17 protein-coding genes are annotated in these 20,151 nt (G+C 45.8%); 6 read left to right on the top strand and 11 right to left on the bottom strand.

Annotation, left to right across the window (positions count from 1 at the left end):
• The 6 genes from tatB to L865_RS0108245 all read right to left on the bottom strand — a co-directional run bounded on the left by tatB (window position 1) and on the right by L865_RS0108245 (window position 5,016).
• Window positions 1–399, bottom strand: coding sequence for a Sec-independent protein translocase protein TatB (gene tatB, locus L865_RS0108270; RefSeq protein ID WP_028772796.1), 399 nt, complete (start codon window positions 397–399; stop codon window positions 1–3).
• Between the two features lie 6 nt (window positions 400–405).
• Entirely contained in the window at window positions 406–636 is a 231-nt protein-coding gene (tatA, locus tag L865_RS0108265) for a Sec-independent protein translocase subunit TatA (protein WP_028772795.1), read from the bottom strand.
• A gap of 61 nt (window positions 637–697) precedes the next feature.
• Window positions 698–2,347 carry a ubiquinone biosynthesis regulatory protein kinase UbiB gene (gene ubiB / locus L865_RS0108260; protein WP_028772794.1) on the bottom strand — a complete coding sequence of 550 codons (1,650 nt, stop codon included), beginning with the start codon at window positions 2,345–2,347 and terminating at the stop codon, window positions 698–700.
• Between the two features lie 8 nt (window positions 2,348–2,355).
• Window positions 2,356–2,967, bottom strand: a complete 612-nt coding sequence (locus L865_RS0108255) for a ubiquinone biosynthesis accessory factor UbiJ (RefSeq protein WP_028772793.1) — start codon at window positions 2,965–2,967, stop codon at window positions 2,356–2,358.
• A gap of 25 nt (window positions 2,968–2,992) precedes the next feature.
• A complete protein-coding gene (ubiE, locus tag L865_RS0108250; protein WP_028772792.1) occupies window positions 2,993–3,748 on the bottom strand; it encodes a bifunctional demethylmenaquinone methyltransferase/2-methoxy-6-polyprenyl-1,4-benzoquinol methylase UbiE in 756 nt (251 codons plus the stop codon).
• Between the two features lie 212 nt (window positions 3,749–3,960).
• Complete coding sequence (locus L865_RS0108245) at window positions 3,961–5,016, bottom strand: formimidoylglutamase (RefSeq protein WP_028772791.1); 1,056 nt, start codon at window positions 5,014–5,016, stop codon at window positions 3,961–3,963.
• A 199-nt stretch (window positions 5,017–5,215) separates the two neighbouring features.
• Between L865_RS0108245 and L865_RS0108240 the strand changes: the two genes are divergently transcribed.
• Window positions 5,216–7,114, top strand: coding sequence for an alpha/beta hydrolase family protein (locus L865_RS0108240; RefSeq protein WP_028772790.1), 1,899 nt, complete (start codon window positions 5,216–5,218; stop codon window positions 7,112–7,114).
• Between the two features lie 73 nt (window positions 7,115–7,187).
• Here the strand turns inward: L865_RS0108240 and rraA are convergent, their stop codons facing one another.
• A complete protein-coding gene (gene rraA / locus L865_RS0108235) occupies window positions 7,188–7,673 on the bottom strand; it encodes a ribonuclease E activity regulator RraA (protein ID WP_028772789.1) in 486 nt (161 codons plus the stop codon).
• 330 nt (window positions 7,674–8,003) lie between these two features.
• Between rraA and L865_RS0108230 the strand changes: the two genes are divergently transcribed.
• The 5 genes from L865_RS0108230 (at window position 8,004) to gapS1 (ending at window position 15,260) form a co-directional block, all read left to right on the top strand.
• The gene (locus tag L865_RS0108230; protein WP_028772788.1) at window positions 8,004–8,252 is read left to right on the top strand and encodes a YgjV family protein; all 249 of its coding nucleotides are present in this window, start codon (window positions 8,004–8,006) and stop codon (window positions 8,250–8,252) included.
• Window positions 8,253–8,346: 94 nt separating this feature from the next.
• Window positions 8,347–8,880, top strand: coding sequence for a phosphatase PAP2 family protein (locus L865_RS0108225; protein WP_028772787.1), 534 nt, complete (start codon window positions 8,347–8,349; stop codon window positions 8,878–8,880).
• 14 nt (window positions 8,881–8,894) lie between these two features.
• On the top strand, window positions 8,895–9,947 hold the full coding sequence (locus L865_RS0108220) for an MJ1255/VC2487 family glycosyltransferase (protein WP_028772786.1): 1,053 nt from the start codon (window positions 8,895–8,897) through the stop codon (window positions 9,945–9,947).
• A 157-nt stretch (window positions 9,948–10,104) separates the two neighbouring features.
• Window positions 10,105–13,284, top strand: a complete 3,180-nt coding sequence (locus L865_RS0108215; protein ID WP_028772785.1) for an HD domain-containing phosphohydrolase — start codon at window positions 10,105–10,107, stop codon at window positions 13,282–13,284.
• Between the two features lie 371 nt (window positions 13,285–13,655).
• Window positions 13,656–15,260: a GapS1 family protein gene (gene gapS1 / locus L865_RS0108210; RefSeq protein ID WP_028772784.1), complete on the top strand. Its 1,605-nt coding sequence runs from the start codon at window positions 13,656–13,658 to the stop codon at window positions 15,258–15,260.
• A 544-nt stretch (window positions 15,261–15,804) separates the two neighbouring features.
• Here gapS1 and L865_RS0108205 read toward each other — a convergent pair.
• Genes L865_RS0108205 through aroQ form a run of 4 tightly spaced genes read right to left on the bottom strand, consistent with a single transcriptional unit; the run spans window position 15,805 to window position 20,103 of the window.
• On the bottom strand, window positions 15,805–17,820 hold the full coding sequence (locus L865_RS0108205) for a tetratricopeptide repeat protein (RefSeq protein ID WP_028772783.1): 2,016 nt from the start codon (window positions 17,818–17,820) through the stop codon (window positions 15,805–15,807).
• On the bottom strand, window positions 17,804–19,171 hold the full coding sequence (gene accC, locus L865_RS0108200; protein WP_028772782.1) for an acetyl-CoA carboxylase biotin carboxylase subunit: 1,368 nt from the start codon (window positions 19,169–19,171) through the stop codon (window positions 17,804–17,806). Before accC ends, L865_RS0108205 begins: the two co-directional genes overlap by 17 nt.
• 13 nt (window positions 19,172–19,184) lie before the next feature.
• On the bottom strand, window positions 19,185–19,634 hold the full coding sequence (gene accB / locus L865_RS0108195; RefSeq protein ID WP_028772781.1) for an acetyl-CoA carboxylase biotin carboxyl carrier protein: 450 nt from the start codon (window positions 19,632–19,634) through the stop codon (window positions 19,185–19,187).
• A 4-nt stretch (window positions 19,635–19,638) separates the two neighbouring features.
• The gene (gene aroQ / locus L865_RS0108190; RefSeq protein WP_028772780.1) at window positions 19,639–20,103 is read right to left on the bottom strand and encodes a type II 3-dehydroquinate dehydratase; all 465 of its coding nucleotides are present in this window, start codon (window positions 20,101–20,103) and stop codon (window positions 19,639–19,641) included.
• Between the last annotated feature and the right edge of the window lie 48 nt (window positions 20,104–20,151).

The following is a 20,151-nucleotide window of genomic DNA, read 5'->3' as shown; positions in this document are numbered from 1 at the left end:
TTACCCGTTAGGTTTATCAGAGTTAGCGCTCTGCTTCGTTGGCGCGGCCTGAGTCGTTGGTGCGTCATCACTGGTTTTTTTGTCACCAGTAGCCACGTCCTCGACCTGATAGGGGTGATTCACAGATTGAGCTGCTTCTTTTAATTGATCGATTGAATCCTGTAACTCAGGAGAAAGATTCTTGAGTCCTTGATTCTCAGCCTTTTTTAAATCTGAGTGCAGTTGCTCAATTTTAAGCTCCTGCTCAAGTTCGTCTTTTACCGAGTTCGCCATACGTTTCATGGCGCGGATCCAGCCTGTAATTGAGCGCACTGCAACTGGCAGTCTTTCAGGGCCAAGTACCACTAGCCCCAAAATACCAATCAACAGTAGCTCCATAAAGCCGATACCGTCGAACATAAGGGATTACGCCTGTTCTTTATCCTTGGACTCAGTTTTCTTCTGCTCAGTTTGAGCAGTTTTTTCTGCGTTAGTGTCTTCTAGTGCTTTTTTCTCTTCATCTGAAGACATGGCGTTTTTAAAGCCTTTAACCGCGCCGCCAAGGTCACCACCTAGCGAACGTAACTTCTTTGTTCCAAAAAGCAATACCACGATTAAAGCAATAATTAGAAGTTGCCAAATACTAATGCCACCCATGAAACGATCCTCATTAATTTGATTCTGGTTCTATTATGAACCTTTGGTTATTTAGTGCTAGCTAAAATTTGCGATTCTTTGGCCTAGATCGCCATCCGAGTATCCAGAGTACGACCCCAAGACCACCTGCGCCATAAGAGGCCACTAGTGTAACTTGTTGGCTAAACAATATAGTGGCGCAGATCACTAAAACAGCTGATGTGAGCAAAAGGAAGTTACTTTTATGTGCTTTTTGCTGCTGTTTAAGATAGCGGTCAAGCATTTGGTTTTGTGAATTGACGAAATTTTTACCAACCTTCAGGTTGTCATAAATCAATTCAGGCATTTCTGGCAGTTTGTCCGCCCAATATGGCAGCTCTTTTTTAATCTTATTTGCCATAGCCTTAGGGCCAACTTGCTCAGACATCCACTGCTCTAAAAACGGCTTGGCGGTTTGCCATAAATCGAGTTGCGGATACAACTGACGCCCCAAGCCTTCAATATAAAGTAGGGTTTTTTCCAGTAATACCAGTTGCGGCTGAACCACCATGTCAAAGCGTCTGGCTGTTCTAAACAACTCTAACAGCACGTGACCAAAGGAGATTTCATCCAGTGGCTTGTTAAACATGGGTTCGCAGACAACTTTTACCGCTTGCTCAAACGCGCTGACATCGGTGTCTGGTGATACCCAACCAGATTCGATATATAGCTGAGCAATGCGGCGATAATCGCGATTAAAGAATGCCAAGAAGTTCTCGGCTAAATAGCGTTTATCTTCATCGGTTAACGTGCCCATGATGCCGCAGTCGAGGCCGATATAATACGGATCATTTGGGTGGTCGCGGCTAACAAAAATATTGCCAGGATGCATATCGGCGTGGAAGAAGTTATCTCTAAATACTTGGGTGAAAAACAGCTCCACACCGCGCTCGGCCAGCAGTTTTAAATTGGTACCTTGTGCTTCCAGTGCAGCACGATCCGAAACCGGAATGCCGTCAACACGCTCCATGACGATAAGCCTTGTAAAGCACAAGTCTTCATACATGTAAGGAATATAAAGCGCGCCAGAATCGAGAAAGTTGTTGCGCAGCTTAATGGCGTTGAGGGCCTCAAGTTTGAGGTTTAATTCACCTTCAATGGTAGTGCGGTAATCTTCAACAACCTCAGCAGGGCGTAAGCGGTTGCCTTGGCCTAGCAAGGTTTCTAAAAAGTTTGCAGCTTGAGACATCAACTGAATGTCAGCATGAACTTTCTCTTCCACATTGGGGCGCAACACCTTAAGCACCACTGGCTTACCATTGGACTTTAATGTCGCGGTGTGGACCTGAGAAATGGACGCCGATGCTAATGGCACATCGTCAAAGTCTTCAAAATAGGTATCGATATCTGTGCCGAGCTCAGCTTCAATCATACTGCGAGCAATGGCGGTATCGAACGGCGGCACGCGATCTTGCAGCATGGCTAACTCTTCAGCCCATTCGTCGCTGAGCAAGTCACGGCGGGTGGATAGCATTTGGCCAAACTTGATGTAAACCGGCCCGAGCTCTTGCATTGCCAGCTTTAAACGTTCACCACCGGCTTTGTCTTTATGCTTATTGCCTAGCCAAAAGAAGCAGCCACGCAATAGTTTGAAGTACCAAGGCTTAAGTTTAGCGGGAATAATGTCATCTAAGCCATATTGAAGGGCGATTTTGACGACCTGATAAGCGCGCTTGATACTGGTGGTGGTCATGTCGAGAGTTACGTCCTATTAGTTAACCTTGATATGCGTTGCTCTATGGCATCTACGTCCGCCACAAGCTCATCGATTCTATCACTTAAATGGATAAATTCGAGTTTATGCGGTGCTAAGCGGTATTCTTCGGTGGTTAATTGCCCTACATGGTCACGACTTTTGACAAAAACTTGCGTTAAGGTCTGCTTAGCCTGCGAAAACCCGTGTTGCAACAGGTGGGTGGGGGCATCACCGAGATACTTGGAAATAGGCTCAGCGAGATCAATGTCGATATTCTGCAATAGATGACTGAAGGTTTGCAGTAAGTTTAAATCGCCTTCAAGTCGCAGCTTATCTTGTTTGATGAGTTCAGTAAGATTAGCGCCTTCAGTAAGCTGGTATAAGGTGGTGATATCGGCATAAACCGTGGTGGTCACGTCACCGGCATAGCGGCTGTAGACTTGAACGTTTTTCGAGAAAATGAGGTAGATTGGCCAATCTAATTGGCTTAACTGCAAGCAAAGCACTTTGCCATGAAGCGTATGCGACTTGGCATAGGCTTCATGGGATTGGGTTAAGATTTTATCGAGCGCAGTTTCTATAGCGCCACAGACCAGTAAAGATAAGTCGCGTTTCATGGTTAACCCAATATTACTGCTCAAATTAGAACTTGTAGCCTTTATGAAGGGCGACAATACCATCGGTCATGTTGGTGTATTCCACCTGCTCGAAGCCCGCTTCAACCATCATGCCCTTAAGGGTTTCCTGGTCTGGGTGCATACGAATCGATTCAGCAAGGTACTCATAGCTGTCTGCATCTTGGGTGATTAATGCGCCCATTTTTGGCAGAATTTTAAAGCTATACATATCGTAAACCTTACGCATCACTTCGTGTTGAGGCTTTGAGAACTCAAGGATAAGTAACTTTCCGCCCGGCTTGAGTACACGTAGCATGGAACGAATCGCCGAATCTTTATCCGTTACGTTACGCAAGCCAAACGCGATAGTGATAATGTCAAAGTGATTGTCTGGAAATGGCAGTGCTTCGGCATTGGCTTGTACGTAGTTCACGTTACCTACCACGCCTTTGTTGCGTAGCTTTTCACGGCCTACTTTAAGCATTGAATCATTAATATCAGCCAATACCACTTCGCCCTTAGGGCCAACAAGGTGAGAGAACTTTGCCGTTAAGTCACCAGTCCCCCCGGCAAGATCCAATACTTTCATGCCCGGACGTGCGCCGGCCGCTTCAATAGTAAAGCGTTTCCACATACGGTGAATACCAAATGACATCACGTCATTCATAATGTCGTATTTTGCAGCGACAGAATGAAATACGTCAGCAACCAGATCGGCTTTCTGCTCAGTGTCGACAGTTTTATAACCAAAATGTGTACTGTTTTGTGGACCCTCAGACATCTATGTATTCCTGTATATGGCAAATGTAAGTAGCGAGTGTATGTGATTGATACACCCTACTGAATCTGTTGTCGGTCACATTGTGATCGAAGTTAATAAAAACCTTAACTAGTTTGAAAAAATGCGGCTTAGCGCAGAGTTTCAAATTTTTGGACTGCGCATTACATCATAGAAACGTGATAAAGCCAATCCAGTTGATGGATAACTGCGTGCTAGCCTAAATATTGGCAAGCGTTGCGGCCTTGAATGTAAGCAAATATCAGTTCGCTGACACTTTGTCCCACCTCTCTATAGCCTGCATCAACGCCCGCAGCATGGCATTGTGGAGCGCCTTCTGCGAGGTGCAGGTAATGGGCGCCAGTTTCATTAGCAAGGCGATACACATACCTCAGTGCATCCAGTAAAGGTATGCCTGCTGTGGTAGCAGCGCTGCTTGGCATATTGGTTATGGCATCTAAATCTAACTCAATCGCGACGGGTAACTGACTGTCTTTGAGAATACCGACAATCTCATCCAGTGCTTGATTAAGGCTCAACTCTTGTCTTACCCATATAGATTGCAATGAATGCCAGCTACCACCAAATGCTTCCAATTGTGCAAATGTCTGCTCGCTATTTTTCAACTCATGTAGGCCTAGTACATGATAAAACCCCAGTGCTCCAGACGCTGCAGCGTAGCTAAAGCCATTGCCACTATGTCGCCCTTCACGGGGGCGGAAATCTGAATGTGGATCTAAATTGACCGCGGCTATTTTTTTCGCTGTTGCTTGCTTAGCGGCAGTCAGTAGGCCAAAAGCATTGTTATGGCCGCCGCCGATAATGATGGGCTCTAATCCGGCCTCAAAAACTGGCGTTACCGCATTGATTACTAGCTCATCTAGCTTCTCTACCTCAATACGTAAATTGGTAGTGGTTAGATCACTTTCACTGGCAATTGTTGTTGTGTCTAGCTGCCCAGCTACAAGGAGTTGCTCGCCGCTAAGAAAACGGTTGGATTGCAAATTGAGTAACTGTGCCATGGTGGCATTAAAGGCGTCAGCAGCGCCACCACGTCCTAAGTTGGCTCTGGGGCCGATATCCTCGCCAATACCAATTATGACGAATCGTACTCCCTGATTTTTAGCATGTTGTAACCCAGCGACATATTGGTCCGCAGTCGAGATTGGATCAGCAAATGATTGCAAGGTTTGTCCAAGTTTTTGCTCTCCGGCTCTTGGACTGAGTAGCGTCGTGATTTCAGTGTCGGTAAAGGGCAAAAATAGTGGCATAGGTACTCTGTTTTCTTATTAGCATTAGTGGGCATATTGTGACTTATAGCACTATTGCCATGCAATTCATTTAAAGTTTGGCGCTAAAAACTAATCTAGTTTACTGTAACTAATCAGTTTTTCGTTTTTGGTACTTTTTTAATTACAGCGTTTTGATAACATGGTTGTTTCATTGGAAGAACAATAATAAGAGGAATGGATGCACCGATTTTTTGCATTGCTGTTGCTAGTAACTGGTTTGAGCGTCAACACTCAGTCGCTCCCCGTCGAAGCTTTTGGCTTATTGCCCCAGTCTGAACAAGTTAAATTATCTCCAAGCGGTAATTCTCTCGCTTTTATACTTCATCATGAAGGCAAAAGTTATCTCGGTGTTAAGGCTGTGGGTAAGCAGGAAGTGGATTATTTGGTGTCGACTGACAATCAAAAATTTAAGATGGATTGGTATACTTGGGCCAATGACGATACCTTGCTGGTCAGCGCCAATTACCCGATTGATAGGCGAGGAATGAAATATTCTGAGTCACGATTGTTAAAGGTCGATCTTAATGAGCCCAGTGATATTCGTTCAGTACTCAAATTAAGAGAACGTGAACATCGTCCCCAATTCCAAGACACTATTGTCGATATTTTGCCAGATGAGCCAGATTACATTTTGATGGCGCTTGATCTTAAAGTGGCAAACCAGCCTGATGTTTACAAAGTGAATTTGAACTCCAGGCTTAAACGTAAGCTGATTCAAAAGGGCCGAAGTGGTATCCATAGTTGGCTAACTGATCAACAACATAGACTCAGACTCGGTTATGGTATCGACGACACCAAAGTGTTTTTTCTACTCTTTGATATCGATACCGAAAAGTGGCGTAGAATCTGGGAATATGAACTATTTGATAACCCAGATATTACCCCACTAGGCTTCGGCGTAAACCCAAACACCTTGTATATCCGCTCGCTGCATAACGGCCGTTATGCCATCTTTACCGTTGACTTAGCTAAGGCCGATTTACCGAGAGAATTGGTTTATGCCGATGATAATTACGACGTTGAAGGGGCGTTGATTTATTCGAAGATTAGCAAAGATGTTATTGGTGTTCACCATGGCGAAGCCGCTAACGGTAAAGTGTTTTTTGATGAAAAATATGCACGCTTTCAACAAGCCTTAAATAAGGCGATTCCCGATGCTTACAACAACATCATGAGTTTAAGTGCTGATGAAAATCGTTATATCCTATATACCAGTAATCCTACATCACCAGGCACCTATTACTTAGGTGACCGTAGAGCGAAAGGTCTTGATTACATTCTTGATGAATATCCGCTGTTGGTGGAGCAGCCGTTATCCGACAAGCAAAAAGTGGTGTTTAAGGCCCGTGATGGGCTTGAGCTGGAAGCGTATGTCACTCTGCCGTCAAGCAACGTAAAGGCTAAGCAATCAGCATTGGTGATTCCCCATGGTGGCCCTATGGTAAGAAACTACGGCGGCTTTGACTGGTTCAGTCAGTTCTTTGCCAGTCGTGGCTATACCGTGATTGAACCCAACTTTCGAGGCTCATCGGGTTATGGTTTTGAGTTTGAAATGGCATCGATTCAGCAGTGGGGCGGGGCGATGCAGCACGACCTTGCTGATGCGGCATTCTGGTTAGCAGAGCATTACCCCATTGATAAAGATAAGATCTGTATACTTGGGGCTAGTTACGGTGGTTATGCCGCCATGCAAGCCGCGGTGACCCAACAACAACCGTTTAAATGTGCCGCCAGCTTTGCAGGGGTTTCCGATTTGGAGCATATTGTGCGTAAAGCACGCAGATTCACTAACTATAAAGTGGTTAAAAAGCAGCTAGGCGATGACTCTGATAAATTAGAGCAACAATCCCCGGTTAACTTTGCTAAGCAAGTTAATATTCCTATGCTGTTAATTCATGGCGATAAAGATAGAGTCGTGGATGTTTACCATAGTCGGGAAATGTTTGATGAGCTAAGTGACTATGACAAAGAGGTTGAATACATCGAGCTGGAAAATGGCAATCACTATTTAGAAATAGAGCAAAACCGGATGGCCACGCTAAAAGCATTTGAAGCGTTTTTGAGTAAGCACTTATAGTTAAAATCATCGTGCAAAAAAAGGATGACTAAGCTTTGAAAAAGCCGTCATCCTTACTGTTTTTGCGGTTAGATTAGTCGATATCTAACGGATCTTGCGACAGGATAATCCCTGTGTTGTCTGCATAGACATGGTCCAACGGCAAGAAGGTGACGCCACCAAAGTTAACCGGAATCCCTAATTCGCCAATGCCATGGCCATCAGCGCCAACCGGAATAGAAGCTAACGCTTGGATGCCAATATCGCAATCTTCCAAGGCATCAACATCGCGCACTGCACCATAAACGATAATACCTTCCCAGTTATTGTTCACTGCTATTTCAGCTAAAGAGGCATCAATTAATGCACGGCGTAGAGATCCGCCACCGTCAATCAGCAGCACACGACCTTCGCCCTCTTGCTCTAATACATCGGCAATAAGGCCATTGTCTTCGTGGCATTTGATTGTGCTAATAGAACCACCAAAAGAGCTACAACCACCGAAATTACTGAACATGGGTTCGACAACATCGACTGAGTCTAAGTTGCTATCGCAAAGTTCTGAGGTGTTGTATTCCATAAGTCATACTCCTGTTGAAAGGCAATCTACTGAGTTTTCGCAGTATTTCTTTAATTACTGCCAGTATATAAGCGTTTCTTAAAAAGAAAAGCGTTATCAATCACGCTATGGCCGATCCACCCTGAGTTTTGCCTCGATGTTGTTAACTTTTACCCACTGGTGTTTAATTGGGCAAAAAACATGATTTAGGTCATTAAATAACGTATTTTAATTACAACTTAGTTGATCGTTTGTTAGAATGTTTGCAGTCTTGAATTAACTTACTCGCTTTAGGGGCACGGATCCCCCAGTTAGCTTAGGGATGGCAGAGGGCCTCGAAAAAGGTGCCTTATGGAAGCTTCAACAATCGAACTCATTGGTTATTCTGCGTCAGTGATGGTGGCTATCTCGTTAATGATGAAAGATATCATCTGGTTACGTTGCCTTAACTTTACTGGTTGTACACTTTTCGTTATTTACGGAGTCTACATCTCAGCATGGCCTGTAGCGGGAATGAATGCCTTTGTTGCCTGCATTAATATCTATCATCTCATCAAGTTGTATCGCGAGCGTTCACATAAAGCCGTCGCCACGGCGTAAAGACTGTCACAAAACTTTAGACTGCCTGTCACCTCGGCGTCACGGTCATTTTTTAGGCTCTCAACTAATAACTGCAATTAGTTGAGAGCCTTTTATGTTTGAGTCTGTCGCCAAGCTTGATAGACACATATATTGCCAAGTAACTCAAATTGGCTTACGCCATGGGTTACGTCCACTCGCCAAGCGGATCTCATCGACCGGTGATGGACCTATGTATCTCTATATCAGTACGGTACTGTTACTGCTCAGCCACCAAGGTGAAAACTTCTTCGGTTTAGCCCTCGCGGCTTTTATGTTGGAGCTGCCGCTGTACTTTTTGCTAAAAAATAGCATCAGACGAATTCGCCCTTGCCACGCTGCTATGTCAGATGAGTTTGACGTGCAGCTAGCCGCATTTGAACCATCAGATAAGTTTAGTTTGCCTTCAGGTCATACTGGTGCGGCATTTGTCATGGCTACCGTGGTATTTCTGATCTATCCAGATTGGAGCGTTCTAGCCTTTGCTTGGGCTGCAGTCATTGGCTTGTCTCGCATTATTTTAGGGGTACATTACCCATTAGATATCCTTGCCGGTGCGCTATTAGGCATCACTAGCGTTTATCTTGCTTTTCCCTTTCTAGCTTCATAATCAGGACTGTAACTATGCGTATATTGTACGGTGTACAAGGGACGGGTAATGGCCATCTAAGTCGCGCCAGAGTGATGGCTAAAGCGTTGAAGAAACATAACGTTGACGTCGATTTCTTCTTTTCTGGTCGCCAAGCGTCACAATTTTTTGATATGCAATGTTTTGGTGACTATCAAGTGCAATCTGGGCTGACCTTTGCTACCCAAAGTGGTCGAGTAAGTGTGCCCAAAACCGCAATGCAGAACTCGTTGCTGGCATTAATGAATGATATTCGCGCCCTCGATTTGAGCCGCTATGATGTGGTACTCAATGACTTTGAACCTGTTTCTGCCTGGGCGGCTAAACGTCAGGGGATACCCTCTATTGGTGTGAGTCATCAGGCGGCATTGAAATTTGCAGTGCCTAAAGTTGGCGACAACTGGTTTAACGACATGTTGCTGAACTATTTTGCCCCAGTGGATATCGCGCTAGGTTGTCATTGGCATCACTTTGGTTTTCCTATCTTACCGCCGTTTGTTGAAGTTGATGGCGATGTCAGTCATTGCCTGCAAAAGATCATTGTTTATCTGCCTTTTGAGGCGGCCGACGATATTGTGGCGCTATTAAGCCCCTTTGATGATTATCAGTTTGCGGTGTTTCATGGCAGTGAACCTAGTCAGGCGCCGCCCGAACATATTCAGTGGTCGGGTTTTAATCGCGATGGCTTTAAACACAAACTGGCCCAAAGTGGTGGCGTGATTAGCAGCGCTGGGTTCGAATTGGCAAGCGAAGCGCTTACTTTGGGCAAAAAATTGTTGGTGAAGCCACTACATGGCCAGTTTGAACAGCTTTCAAATGTGGCGGCGCTAGAGCTACTAGGCGCCGCAGACAGTATGACCTTTCTCGACAGCCAAGCATTGCGGCGCTGGCTTAAGTCACCCATGCCAGCGCCAATCGATTATCCGCAAGTGGGAGATTCACTGGTGCCTTGGCTATTGCAAGGGCGCTGGCACGAACGTCAGCAATTGTGTGATTCGCTTTGGGGGCAGATGCAGTTACCTGAAAGCTGGCGCAAAAAAAGTCCGTAGTATTGGCTGAATCAAGGGGTAGTTGAACCAACTGAAAACTGCATTAAATCGGCTTATTTTTGGATAATTACGCGAATAAAGGCTAAATTGACCAAATGTTATTCTTTCAATAGACTAAATAGCATTCAAGGATTGCCTTGAACTATAGGGAGATAACATGAGCGTGCAGGGGAACGGCAAGCGTAAACGGTTTACCATTCGGTTTACCGTAGTAGGGATATTTGTATTGGCCACCTGTATGACGGCCGCCATCGCCATCGGTTTACAGTATTACTTTTCTCACAAGATGGCCACTGAGTCTGCATTAAAGCACTACAACCAAGCGGCAGACAGCACCAGTCAGTACATTACCCAAATCGATATTCAGGCTAATAACGTCGCTAAGCTGCTCGCCAGTGTTGATAACCTAGTGATCGACGGTAACTTCAACCTCGAAGCCTATCATACCTTTGCAGAAGTGATGACCATTAACCCACTGTTTTATGCCATATATGTGGGCTTAGCGGACGGCAGCTTTTATGAGTTGATCAACCTTGATGCGCATCCGATTGTACGCGCTCAGTTGCAAGCGTCGCATTTAGACCGCTGGGTGGTGATCACAGTAACCGAAGACGGCGGTGAACGGATTCAGAATTATCAATACTTAGACAGTGAATTTAAGCCGCGCACCAGTCATCAACAAGTAACAGAGTACGACGCCCGCCTGCGACCGTGGTTTAGCAGTGCTTTGCGTGACAGGGTGAACAAAACCGAACCCTACCTGTTTCAAAACCTGCAAGCACCGGGGCAAACTTACTCCATCAAACTGCCCGACTCGGGCGCCGTATTAGCGGTTGATATTGCCCTGTCTACTTTAAGTGATTACCTCATTTCTCAAGGCGATCAAACTCAATTAGAAAGCTACTTGTACAAAAACAGTGGTGAGCTTATCGCTTCAAATCGCCAACCGCAGCTCAACACTGTATTGCCGCAGAGCCAACAGCTTCTGCTAAGTGTCGAGCAGCAAGCTGTTGTACTCAACACCGGTGAGCTAATGGTGTCCAACGAGAATGATTGGGCGCCCATCGACTTTACTATTTCGGGTGAGCCTCAGGGCTACAGTATTGACCTGCTGAAAATGGTCGCGGAAATGACTGGGCTGCAGTTTAACTTTGTTAATGGCTATACCTGGAACGAGCTGGTTGACAGTTACATGCTGGAAGAGCTCGATATGCTGCACTCCATTATGCTAACTGAGCAAAATGAAAGCCTAGGTGAATTTACGCAACCTTTTCTCGATTTACATTATGCGGTCGTCACCCAGCCCAACGAGGCCGAGGTGACCCATTTAGCACAACTTGAAGGCAAGCAGCTAGCCATACCACGGGGATGGTCGATTATTCAGGTGATTAAGCAATCATTTCCCGCGATTGAAATCGTCGAATTGGATTCTACTCAAGCCATTTTGTTAGCCGTTGAGGCCGGTGAAGTGTTTGCTGCACTAGATAACAGCATTATTTTGCACTATACCGCTCAGAGCTATTTTATCGATAATTTGCAGTATCACGAACAAGTGAGTTTTGGTGACCAAGTGCCGCCGACAGGCCTTTACATGGTGCTACAAGGCAAAAACACCCCGCTTATTCCCATACTAAATGCCGCTATAGACAATATTTCTGATAGCCAACGTCGTGCACTGGCGGACAAGTGGTTTGCTAAAGGCGACCAAGATAGTTTTAAACCACAAGGGACCGTGCCTTACGAGCAGTTAATTGCGATTGCAGAAGATGAGTCTCAGCAAAACCAGCTGATTAAAACCCAGCTAAACGGCGTCGATACTTTTGTCTATGTCACTTCGTTTGGTAGCGAACAAAGTGGTGAAAAGTACGCTGTGGTTGTGCCGGCAAGTAAGCTGTTTGCCTCCAGTGATGAAAAAATTCGCACTTCAATCCTGATAACCGTCGCTTGTTTATTTATCGTCATGCCCATCTCTTGGCTGTTTGCCTCGCCCATCATTCGCCCCATCAATGCCTTAGCGGTTGAAAATGAGAAAATTAAGCACCGCCGATTTAAAAGCGTTAAACATATAGAGACCAATATTGCTGAAATTGATGAGCTGGCAAGCTCAATGGTGTCTATGTCATCGTCGATACAGCAATATGAAGCCGACCAGAAAGAGTTAATGGAGGCCTTTATCCGGCTGATTGCACAAGCGATTGATGATAAGTCTCCCTACACCGCCGGACACTGTAACCGCGTACCTGAACTGGGCTTAATGTTAGTGCAGCAGGCATCGGACAGTGACCTAGATGCGTTTAAAGACTTTAAAATTACCTGCGAAGATGAACAGCGCGAGTTTCGGATTGCCGCTTGGCTGCACGACTGCGGAAAAATCACCACACCTGAACATATTGTCGATAAGGGCAGTAAATTAGAGGCCATCTATAACCGCATTCATGAGATCAGGATGCGCTTTGAAGTGCTAAGACGCGATGCCCATATTGACTACCTACAGCAATTGGTGCAAAACCCTGATAACCGCCAACAACTCGATACTGAGTTGCAGGCGCGTTACCAGCAACTCAATGAGGACTTTGAGTTTATCGCTAACGCCAATGTGGGAGGCGAGTTTATGAGCCAAGCGCATGTCGACAAGTTACAGCAGTTGTCGCAGCAAACCTGGCAGCGCCACTTTGACGACCAGCTCGGCCTCTCTCCGGTGGAAGAGCTGCGATATCAACAGGCATCCCAGCCGCTGCCGGTTACTGAAATGCTGTTAAGTAACAAGCCAGAGCATATTATTAAACGTGATTTTCCGGTGGAGTTTGATGCCAAATTTGGCATTAAAATGGAGGTGCCAGAACACCTTTATAACCAAGGTGAGCTACATAATTTAGCGATATCCCGCGGTACCTTAACCGCCGAAGATCGCTTTAAAATTAATGAACACATTACCAGTACCATTAAGATGCTAGAAAACCTGCCGTTCCCACCAGAGCTAGCGCGGGTGCCACGCTACGCATCTACCCATCATGAAACGCTAAAAGGGACTGGCTACCCGCGTAAGTTGAGCGCTGATGATCTATCGATACCAGAGCGGGTCTTAGTTGTTGCGGATATTTTTGAAGCACTCACCGCCGCAGACAGACCTTATAAGAAAGCCAAATCTATTAGTGTCGCGGTGGATATCTTGCACAAGATGGCGCTCGATCAACACTTAGATATGGATTTATTTAAGCTATTCCTCAGCAGTGGCATTTACCTCGACTATGCCCATAAGTTTTTAGACCCCAGCCAAATTGATGAGGTGGATGTTGATAAGTATTTGCAACCACTGCCTGTGGCCAAAAGTGCTTAAGTGTTTGGTTTGTAGATGGGGTAGGTTGCCCATGACCTGATGGGGATGGCAGGTTTTCGCCTCCAGTGGGGGGGGTGTTTGATGGTAGCTCTCTTTATTGATAATTATTGCCTGCAGCAGGCTTATGTGCAGATGCTTTTTCGGCTCGCTGTTAACCCATCCATGGGCGCTCTACGACAGCATCCATGCTGTCGAAGGCCTCAGCCGCATCTACACTGGATTAAATGTCTCTTCGATTAACTTTTTTTTCAAACATGAAGCTAGTTTAAAGAGAGCTAAGTAGCTTTGAAATCAGCAGTGTCTTTTCAATGAATTAAGTTTACTCTGCTCCTATTTATAGTGGCTTAATTCAGTCATCATGGAGTTATTTAATGTCATTTAGTAAAGATGCTCATAAGATAAGAAACTCGATAAAACGCTACACAAAAGAATCTGTTGTACAACATTTATTGACTCGGTTACACACCGTATATCCTGATGAACCAAAAGCAATAGCTCGACCTTGGATAGTTTGCCTAATGCTTGAGTGGACATTAGAGCTAGAACCCTATCAAAGCGCTATTCCTGCTAATGAAAAAGATGTTTGGAATATATTGAACAAAATTTGGTCGCTCCAGGGAAAAGCTATAAAATTTGCCGATGAAGATAATGTTTGGTTGTCTCTAAGAGCGTTCTTACTACCTCAATTAAGATTTCAAACGAACCAGATAGTACACAATTATTTTTTGATAAGGTTGTTCTCAATAATATGCAATGAAGGTGCAAGTCGGTCTTTTCGAGATAGCTTCCAAGCTCAGACGGATATTGATTTGGAAGATTTTTTTGTCTTATCGGTGTTTTTCTTTTCTATATTCGATTCGTCTAAAAGTCCTGTCATTAAGTACAGAGAGTTTTTGCCTAAACTCTCACCTGCATATCCAGTCGCTGTGATTAAACAATATCTCAGTTTAGTTGGGGCAAACTTTGAACAGCTGCAACAATTGATGAAAAGTCGAAGGGGAGAAACTAGAGGCGATGGAGATGTAAGAGTTGAAGAGTATTTTTCTGAACCACTGTTACTTGAGAAACCAATACTCATTCTACCTGAGGGTATATCAACAGCTCATCCATACATTGCAAGTATCGGCTTGAGCGAGTTTGTTCTCAGAACGCTTAGAACTGCTGATTCTAGTGGTTTTCGAGGCAAGTTTACTAAAGAGTTTGAAGATTATTTAGCATATGTTTTTGATGCATATGATTTTGAGACGACAAGAGAAGAGCTGCTGAAAGAAGTCTACAGAGATAACAAAATCCAAGGCAAGGTTGTCGACTTCTTACATCAGCGAAAGGGAACTTCGATATTTATTGATGCAAAGGGTGTAGAACCCAACCAAAAAATTCTAGTGACTGACCAGAGCAACATTATTAAAGACAAGTTAAGGGATACTCACCTGAAAGGTATTAAACAAGCGGGTGAATGTGCAGAAAAGTTAAGTAGCGTTGGTTTTGATGAGCTTGCTGATTTTGACAACAGATATGCTCTCATAGTGACTCATCAAGACTTCTACCTTGGCAATGGGGTTAAACTCGCTTCCTATTTAGGGGGTGAATTTAGGCAAAGAATTGATGAAGCGGTTGCTGGCAATATACCTCTGAAAAACGTCCACTTCTGTTGTGTTGCTGATCTTGAAGGAATACTAGCGCTTTGCAATGAGACTAAAACCGAAGTAAGTGAGTTTTTGGATTTTTGTAACATTGAGGAAGAAGCACCAGAAACTGCTAAATTTGAGATGCGTCAGCACATCCAAGCATATGCAGCGAAACTAGCATCAGAGAAAAACTCTCCTATTGGTAGCGATAGGCTAGTAGAAAGCTATAGATACCTAACTTCTGAGCTTGCAGATAAAATGTCAACGTCTCGGCTATTCTGGAACAAAGGGTTAGTGAAAGCTCCTGAGTTTTTGCAGCACCTTAGAATAGTCAAAGAGCTCGTTTAGTCGCCTTTTAAGTTAGAAGTAACATGGCCAGAAATAGTTATTGGCTTTAGGGTTAAGTGTCTTTTGGTCAAAGATCTTATTAATTAGAACGGTTTACTTCGAAGATACAAAATAACCAAGTGCAGATGCGGTTGAGGCCTTTGACAGCATGGATGCTGTCGTAGAGCGCCCATGGATGGGTTTACAGCGTGCCGAGCAAGTATCTGCACAAACCCCGCTGGAGGCGAAAACCTGCAATTATCCATCAGATCATGGGTAAAACTCTCCCCGTCGTGCAGGCGAAACCCTGCCACTATCCATCAGTCTATGGATAACCCCACCGCTGGAGGCGAAAACCTGCAACTATCCATCAGGTCATGGGTAAAACTCTCCCCGTCGTGCAGGAGAAACCCTGCAACTATCCATCAGGCCATGGATAACCCCACCCCGCTGGAGGCGAAAACCTGCCACTATCCATCAGGTAGATGACTACCAAACCCCGCTGGAGGCGAAAACCTGCAACTATCCATGAGGCCATGGATAATCTCACCTTGGTGAAACCTAGTTAAAGGCTATCTTGCAGAGCCTGCAGCTTAGTTGTTGATTGTGCTGATTTCAGCCCCAACTGCAGGTAGCGTTTTGCTTCGCTCAGTTGCTGTTGTTTGATTAAAAGCTGAACCAGTTCGGTGTAGGCTTTTTCAAAGTCGGGTGCAATTGCCAGGGCTTGTTTAAAGGCGGCTATGGCGGATGCGACTTGGCCTTGTTGCTGGTGTACTTTACCTAAAAACAGCCAGGCGCTGTGCATGGTTGGGCGCAGTTCTATAGTACGTTCAAACTGAGTTTTTGCCGCAGTATATTGCTGCTGATTAAATAGCGCGATGCCTAAATTGTAGTTGTTTTTAGGATCGTCCTCTAAGGTGATGGCGTGTGACAGCACCTTGATGGCTTGCTCAGTTTGCCCCTCTGCAAGTAGGGCGATGCCAAGGTAAGATAGCGTGGTAAATTGCGGTGCATTGGGCTGGTTTAATATGTGCTTGGCGGTGTTGATAGCTGCCTGATAGCGCTCAAGTTTTACCTCAGCAGCCAATAAATCGACATAAGGGACAAACGAGTCAATCTGGTGTTTGACTAACAAGTGCTTTAACGCATCCGCCGCATCTGCGTTGGCTTTGGTTCTTAGTACGGTTGTGGCCCGGATTAACTGCGCGTTTACGCCTGTTGCCACCTCGCCAAATGGCAATAAATTGATATCAGTAATAATCGGGTCTTGTTTGTTAATTGGTGCGATCAGCGCATTAAGATCAAACGGCCCGCGACTGATTTTATGATCGGTCATGGTCACGTTGATCACATCTTGAGTTCTGGTTGTTGGCATATGGCAGCTGACGCAATCGGTGCTGACACTAATGTGTTTCAGCTCACTGATAGCAGGGTGTTTAGCTTCGATGCCTTGGTGACATTGTTGGCAGGTTTGTGAGACTTGGGCTCGAAAGGCTTGTGACTGAGGTTTTACATGGGGGTCGTGGCAGCTGATGCAAGCCAATTGTCCTTGGCTTTGTTGGTAACACTCACTCTGCCAAAAACGGTAACCATGGTGATTAATCTCAAAATGCTGTTTCTTGTCGGCATTGGCTTGGGTCACTTCCACATGGGCAAGGTAATCATTGAGCTTGTCACCGGCTCGAAAACTGTAGGTCGGGCTGTCGAAATCCCGTACGCCGACCATACTCACAGCAGGTAGCATATGGCATTGAAAACAGACCGAGTCACGTTGCTCGGGCGCCAGCTTTGCTGGGTTGATGATATTGCCATGGATTTTGCTAATTGGTTGTGCGTTTAATGCGGCGCGAATGTGATTGGCGCCAGGACCGTGGCAACGTTGACACCCTGTACCCTGTGGCAATTGCTCTGGAAACAAGTGCGCGGCGAATGGACTATCGCTCTTTGCCTCGACATCGGGGTAAGCGTTGTGACAAAACATACATTCGCGCTTAACTTGGCGCTGCACGCCAAAATGGTGTTTGGTTTCAAACCCTGGCGACATGGCCCATTGCTGAGTTTGTGCGTACCAGCCTAGGGGCAACATATACAGCTCACCGGCATCATTTTGATAGAGATAACTGCGGGCGCGATACCCCGAACCCAAAATCCAGTCAATGCCAACACTGAAGTGATTAATGCGATTGCCTTGGTCATCTTTTTGGTAGCGGTGAAAGATAAGCTCACGGTCTTGATTGTCGATGCGGTAATAGCGTGATGACTCAGCGTGGTAATACTCTTCGCCAAAGCGCTCCATTAACACCGCATCAGCGGGGGCAGCAAAAGAGCGCGCCATACCTACATCTTGATAGCTTTCAAACAGTTTGGCGTGACAGGTAGCACAGGCCTTGTCATCAACATAGCCTTTAGCCGCGCCATCATAGGCGCTGATTTTGAGTTGTTGCAGTGGGTCGGGTTTATTAGCAGCGGCGTGGAGCGATAGCGGCGAGCTTATTAGCATGCACAGTAGCAACACTGCAGCTAAGTTTCTCAGCAGGCTGCAACTCAAAAGGCTGCCTGGGTGGTTAAGCGTGAGTAACATTTGCCAACCAATGCTCTAAATAATGAATAGCTTGCCCACCTTCAATAAAACCTGGGTCGGTGAGTAAATTGCGTAGTAGGGCAATATTGGTGTCTATTCCGGCGATGTGTAATTCGCTCAAGGCCTGTTGCATACGCTCGATGGCCTGCTGACGACTGTCACCGTAGGTGATTAACTTAGCCACCATGGCATCATAATGGTGGGGCACCACATAGTCAGTATATAAATGGCTGTCCCAACGTACGCCTATTCCGCCGGGAATGACTAAGTGAGTCACTTTCCCGCTGCTGGGTAAAAAGCTCTGTGGGTGTTCGGCATTAATGCGGCACTCAATGGCATGGCCTTGAAGCCTGACCTGCTGCTGAGATAACGCTAATGGCTTACCTGATGCAATGTTGATCTGCTCGGCAACAATGTCGATATGGCTCACTAGCTCAGTTACTGGGTGTTCGACCTGTAGGCGGGTATTCATCTCCATAAAGAAACATTGGTCATCTTGATAGAGAAACTCTATGGTTCCTGCGCCGCAATAGCCAATGGCTTGGCACGCTTTGATGGCCAGCTCACTGATCTGTTGTCTCAGTGTTTCGCTAAAATTGATGGCGGGCGCTTCTTCAATGACTTTTTGTTGCTGGCGCTGCATAGAGCAGTCACGCTCCCCTAAACACAGAACGTTGCCGTGTTTATCGGCTAACAGTTGCAGTTCGATGTGGCGAGGCTGGGTGAGGTACTTCTCTAAATAAATCCCCTTGTTGCCAAAGGCTGCGTCAGCTTCGGCGCGCGTTAGCTCAATGGCCGCACCGAGCTCATCACTGTGGTTAACAATCCGCATCCCTTTGCCACCGCCGCCTGCAGTGGCCTTAATGATCACTGGATAGCCGATGTCGGTTGCCAACTGCTTATTGCTGGTTAAATCGTTACCTAGTAAACCATCTGAGCCAGGTGTGGTGGGAACGCCATGGGCTTGCATTGTGGCAATGGCACTGACCTTATCGCCCATGGTGCGGATCACATCGCTACTGGGGCCGATAAAGCGATAACCACATTGCTCGACTTGCTCAGCAAATTCGACATTTTCTGACAGAAAGCCATAACCCGGATGGATGGCATCCACTTGATGTAAGTCAGCCGCAGCGAGAATGGCTTGCGAGTTCAAGTAACTTTGTTGACTGGGGCCGTTACCAATACATACCGAGTATGTGGCCAGCGCCACATGGGGCAGGTTTTTGTCAACGGTTGAATACACCGCCACCGTTTCGATACCGAGCTGGTGGCATGTGCGTAGAATGCGCAAAGCCACTTCGCCGCGATTGGTAATCAGTACTCGTTTGATTGGTGCTAAGCTATCCATGCAATATTCGCTGCTACTGACGTGGTGTGATAATCATCAGTGGCTGGTCAAACTCTACGCCATCACCACTTTGTAGCAAGATGTCTGTCACGGTACCGGCATACTTGGCTTGGATCTGGTTCATCATTTTCATGGCTTCGATAATGCACAGGGTATCGCCAATCTCAACACTGTCACCAATGGCCACTACCGGTTCTGCGTTGGGTTCTGGTGCGAGGTAAAAGGTGCCAACCATAGGGGATACCACCACATTGGCATCGTCCACGCTCACTTGTTTGCTGCCGAACTCAGGTTCTTGAAGTTGGTCATCAGTGTTTGTCTGCACGCTTTGAGGCGTGACTCGTGGGGCGCTGTTGGGCTGGTTTTTAATCTTAATTGCGCCTTCAGCCTCAGTAATTTCTAGCTCGGCAATCCCTGATTCGGTGACCAGCTCAATGAGTTTCTTAATTTTACGAATGTCCATGGAGTTACCTTTGCGCCGTTAACGTTGGTGCTGTATCAAGTTGGCCTATTGCGCTATCTAAGGCGTAGTGATAACCCTTAGCCCCTAAACCGCAAATGACTCCGATGGCTTTATCAGATAAATAGGAATGGTGGCGGAAAGGCTCACGGGCGTGGACATTAGATAAATGCACTTCGATAAACGGGATAGCAACGCCCAGCAGTGCATCACGCAGGGCAACACTGGTATGGGTAAAGGCGGCGGGATTAATAATGACAAAATCCGCATCGGTGCCGTGAATGGCATCAATCAGCATGTGTTCGGCATTAGACTGTATATGTTCAAGCACCACACCGCGTTCACGGGCACTGTGTTTTAGCTCTTCAACAATATCATCTAAGGTTTGGTGGCCGTATACATCGGGTTCACGTCGGCCAAGTAAATTCAAATTTGGGCCATTAACCAATAATATTTTAGCCTGACTGCTCATTGTGCATCCCTTTGTACGTTATTAAGTTAACTCTAGTATTACCCCTAA

The sequence above is a fragment of the Shewanella waksmanii ATCC BAA-643 genome (assembly GCF_000518805.1).
In the GTDB taxonomy this organism is placed as follows: Bacteria; Pseudomonadota; Gammaproteobacteria; order Enterobacterales; family Shewanellaceae; genus Shewanella; species Shewanella waksmanii.
This window is presented reverse-complemented; position numbering and strand designations above follow the sequence as displayed.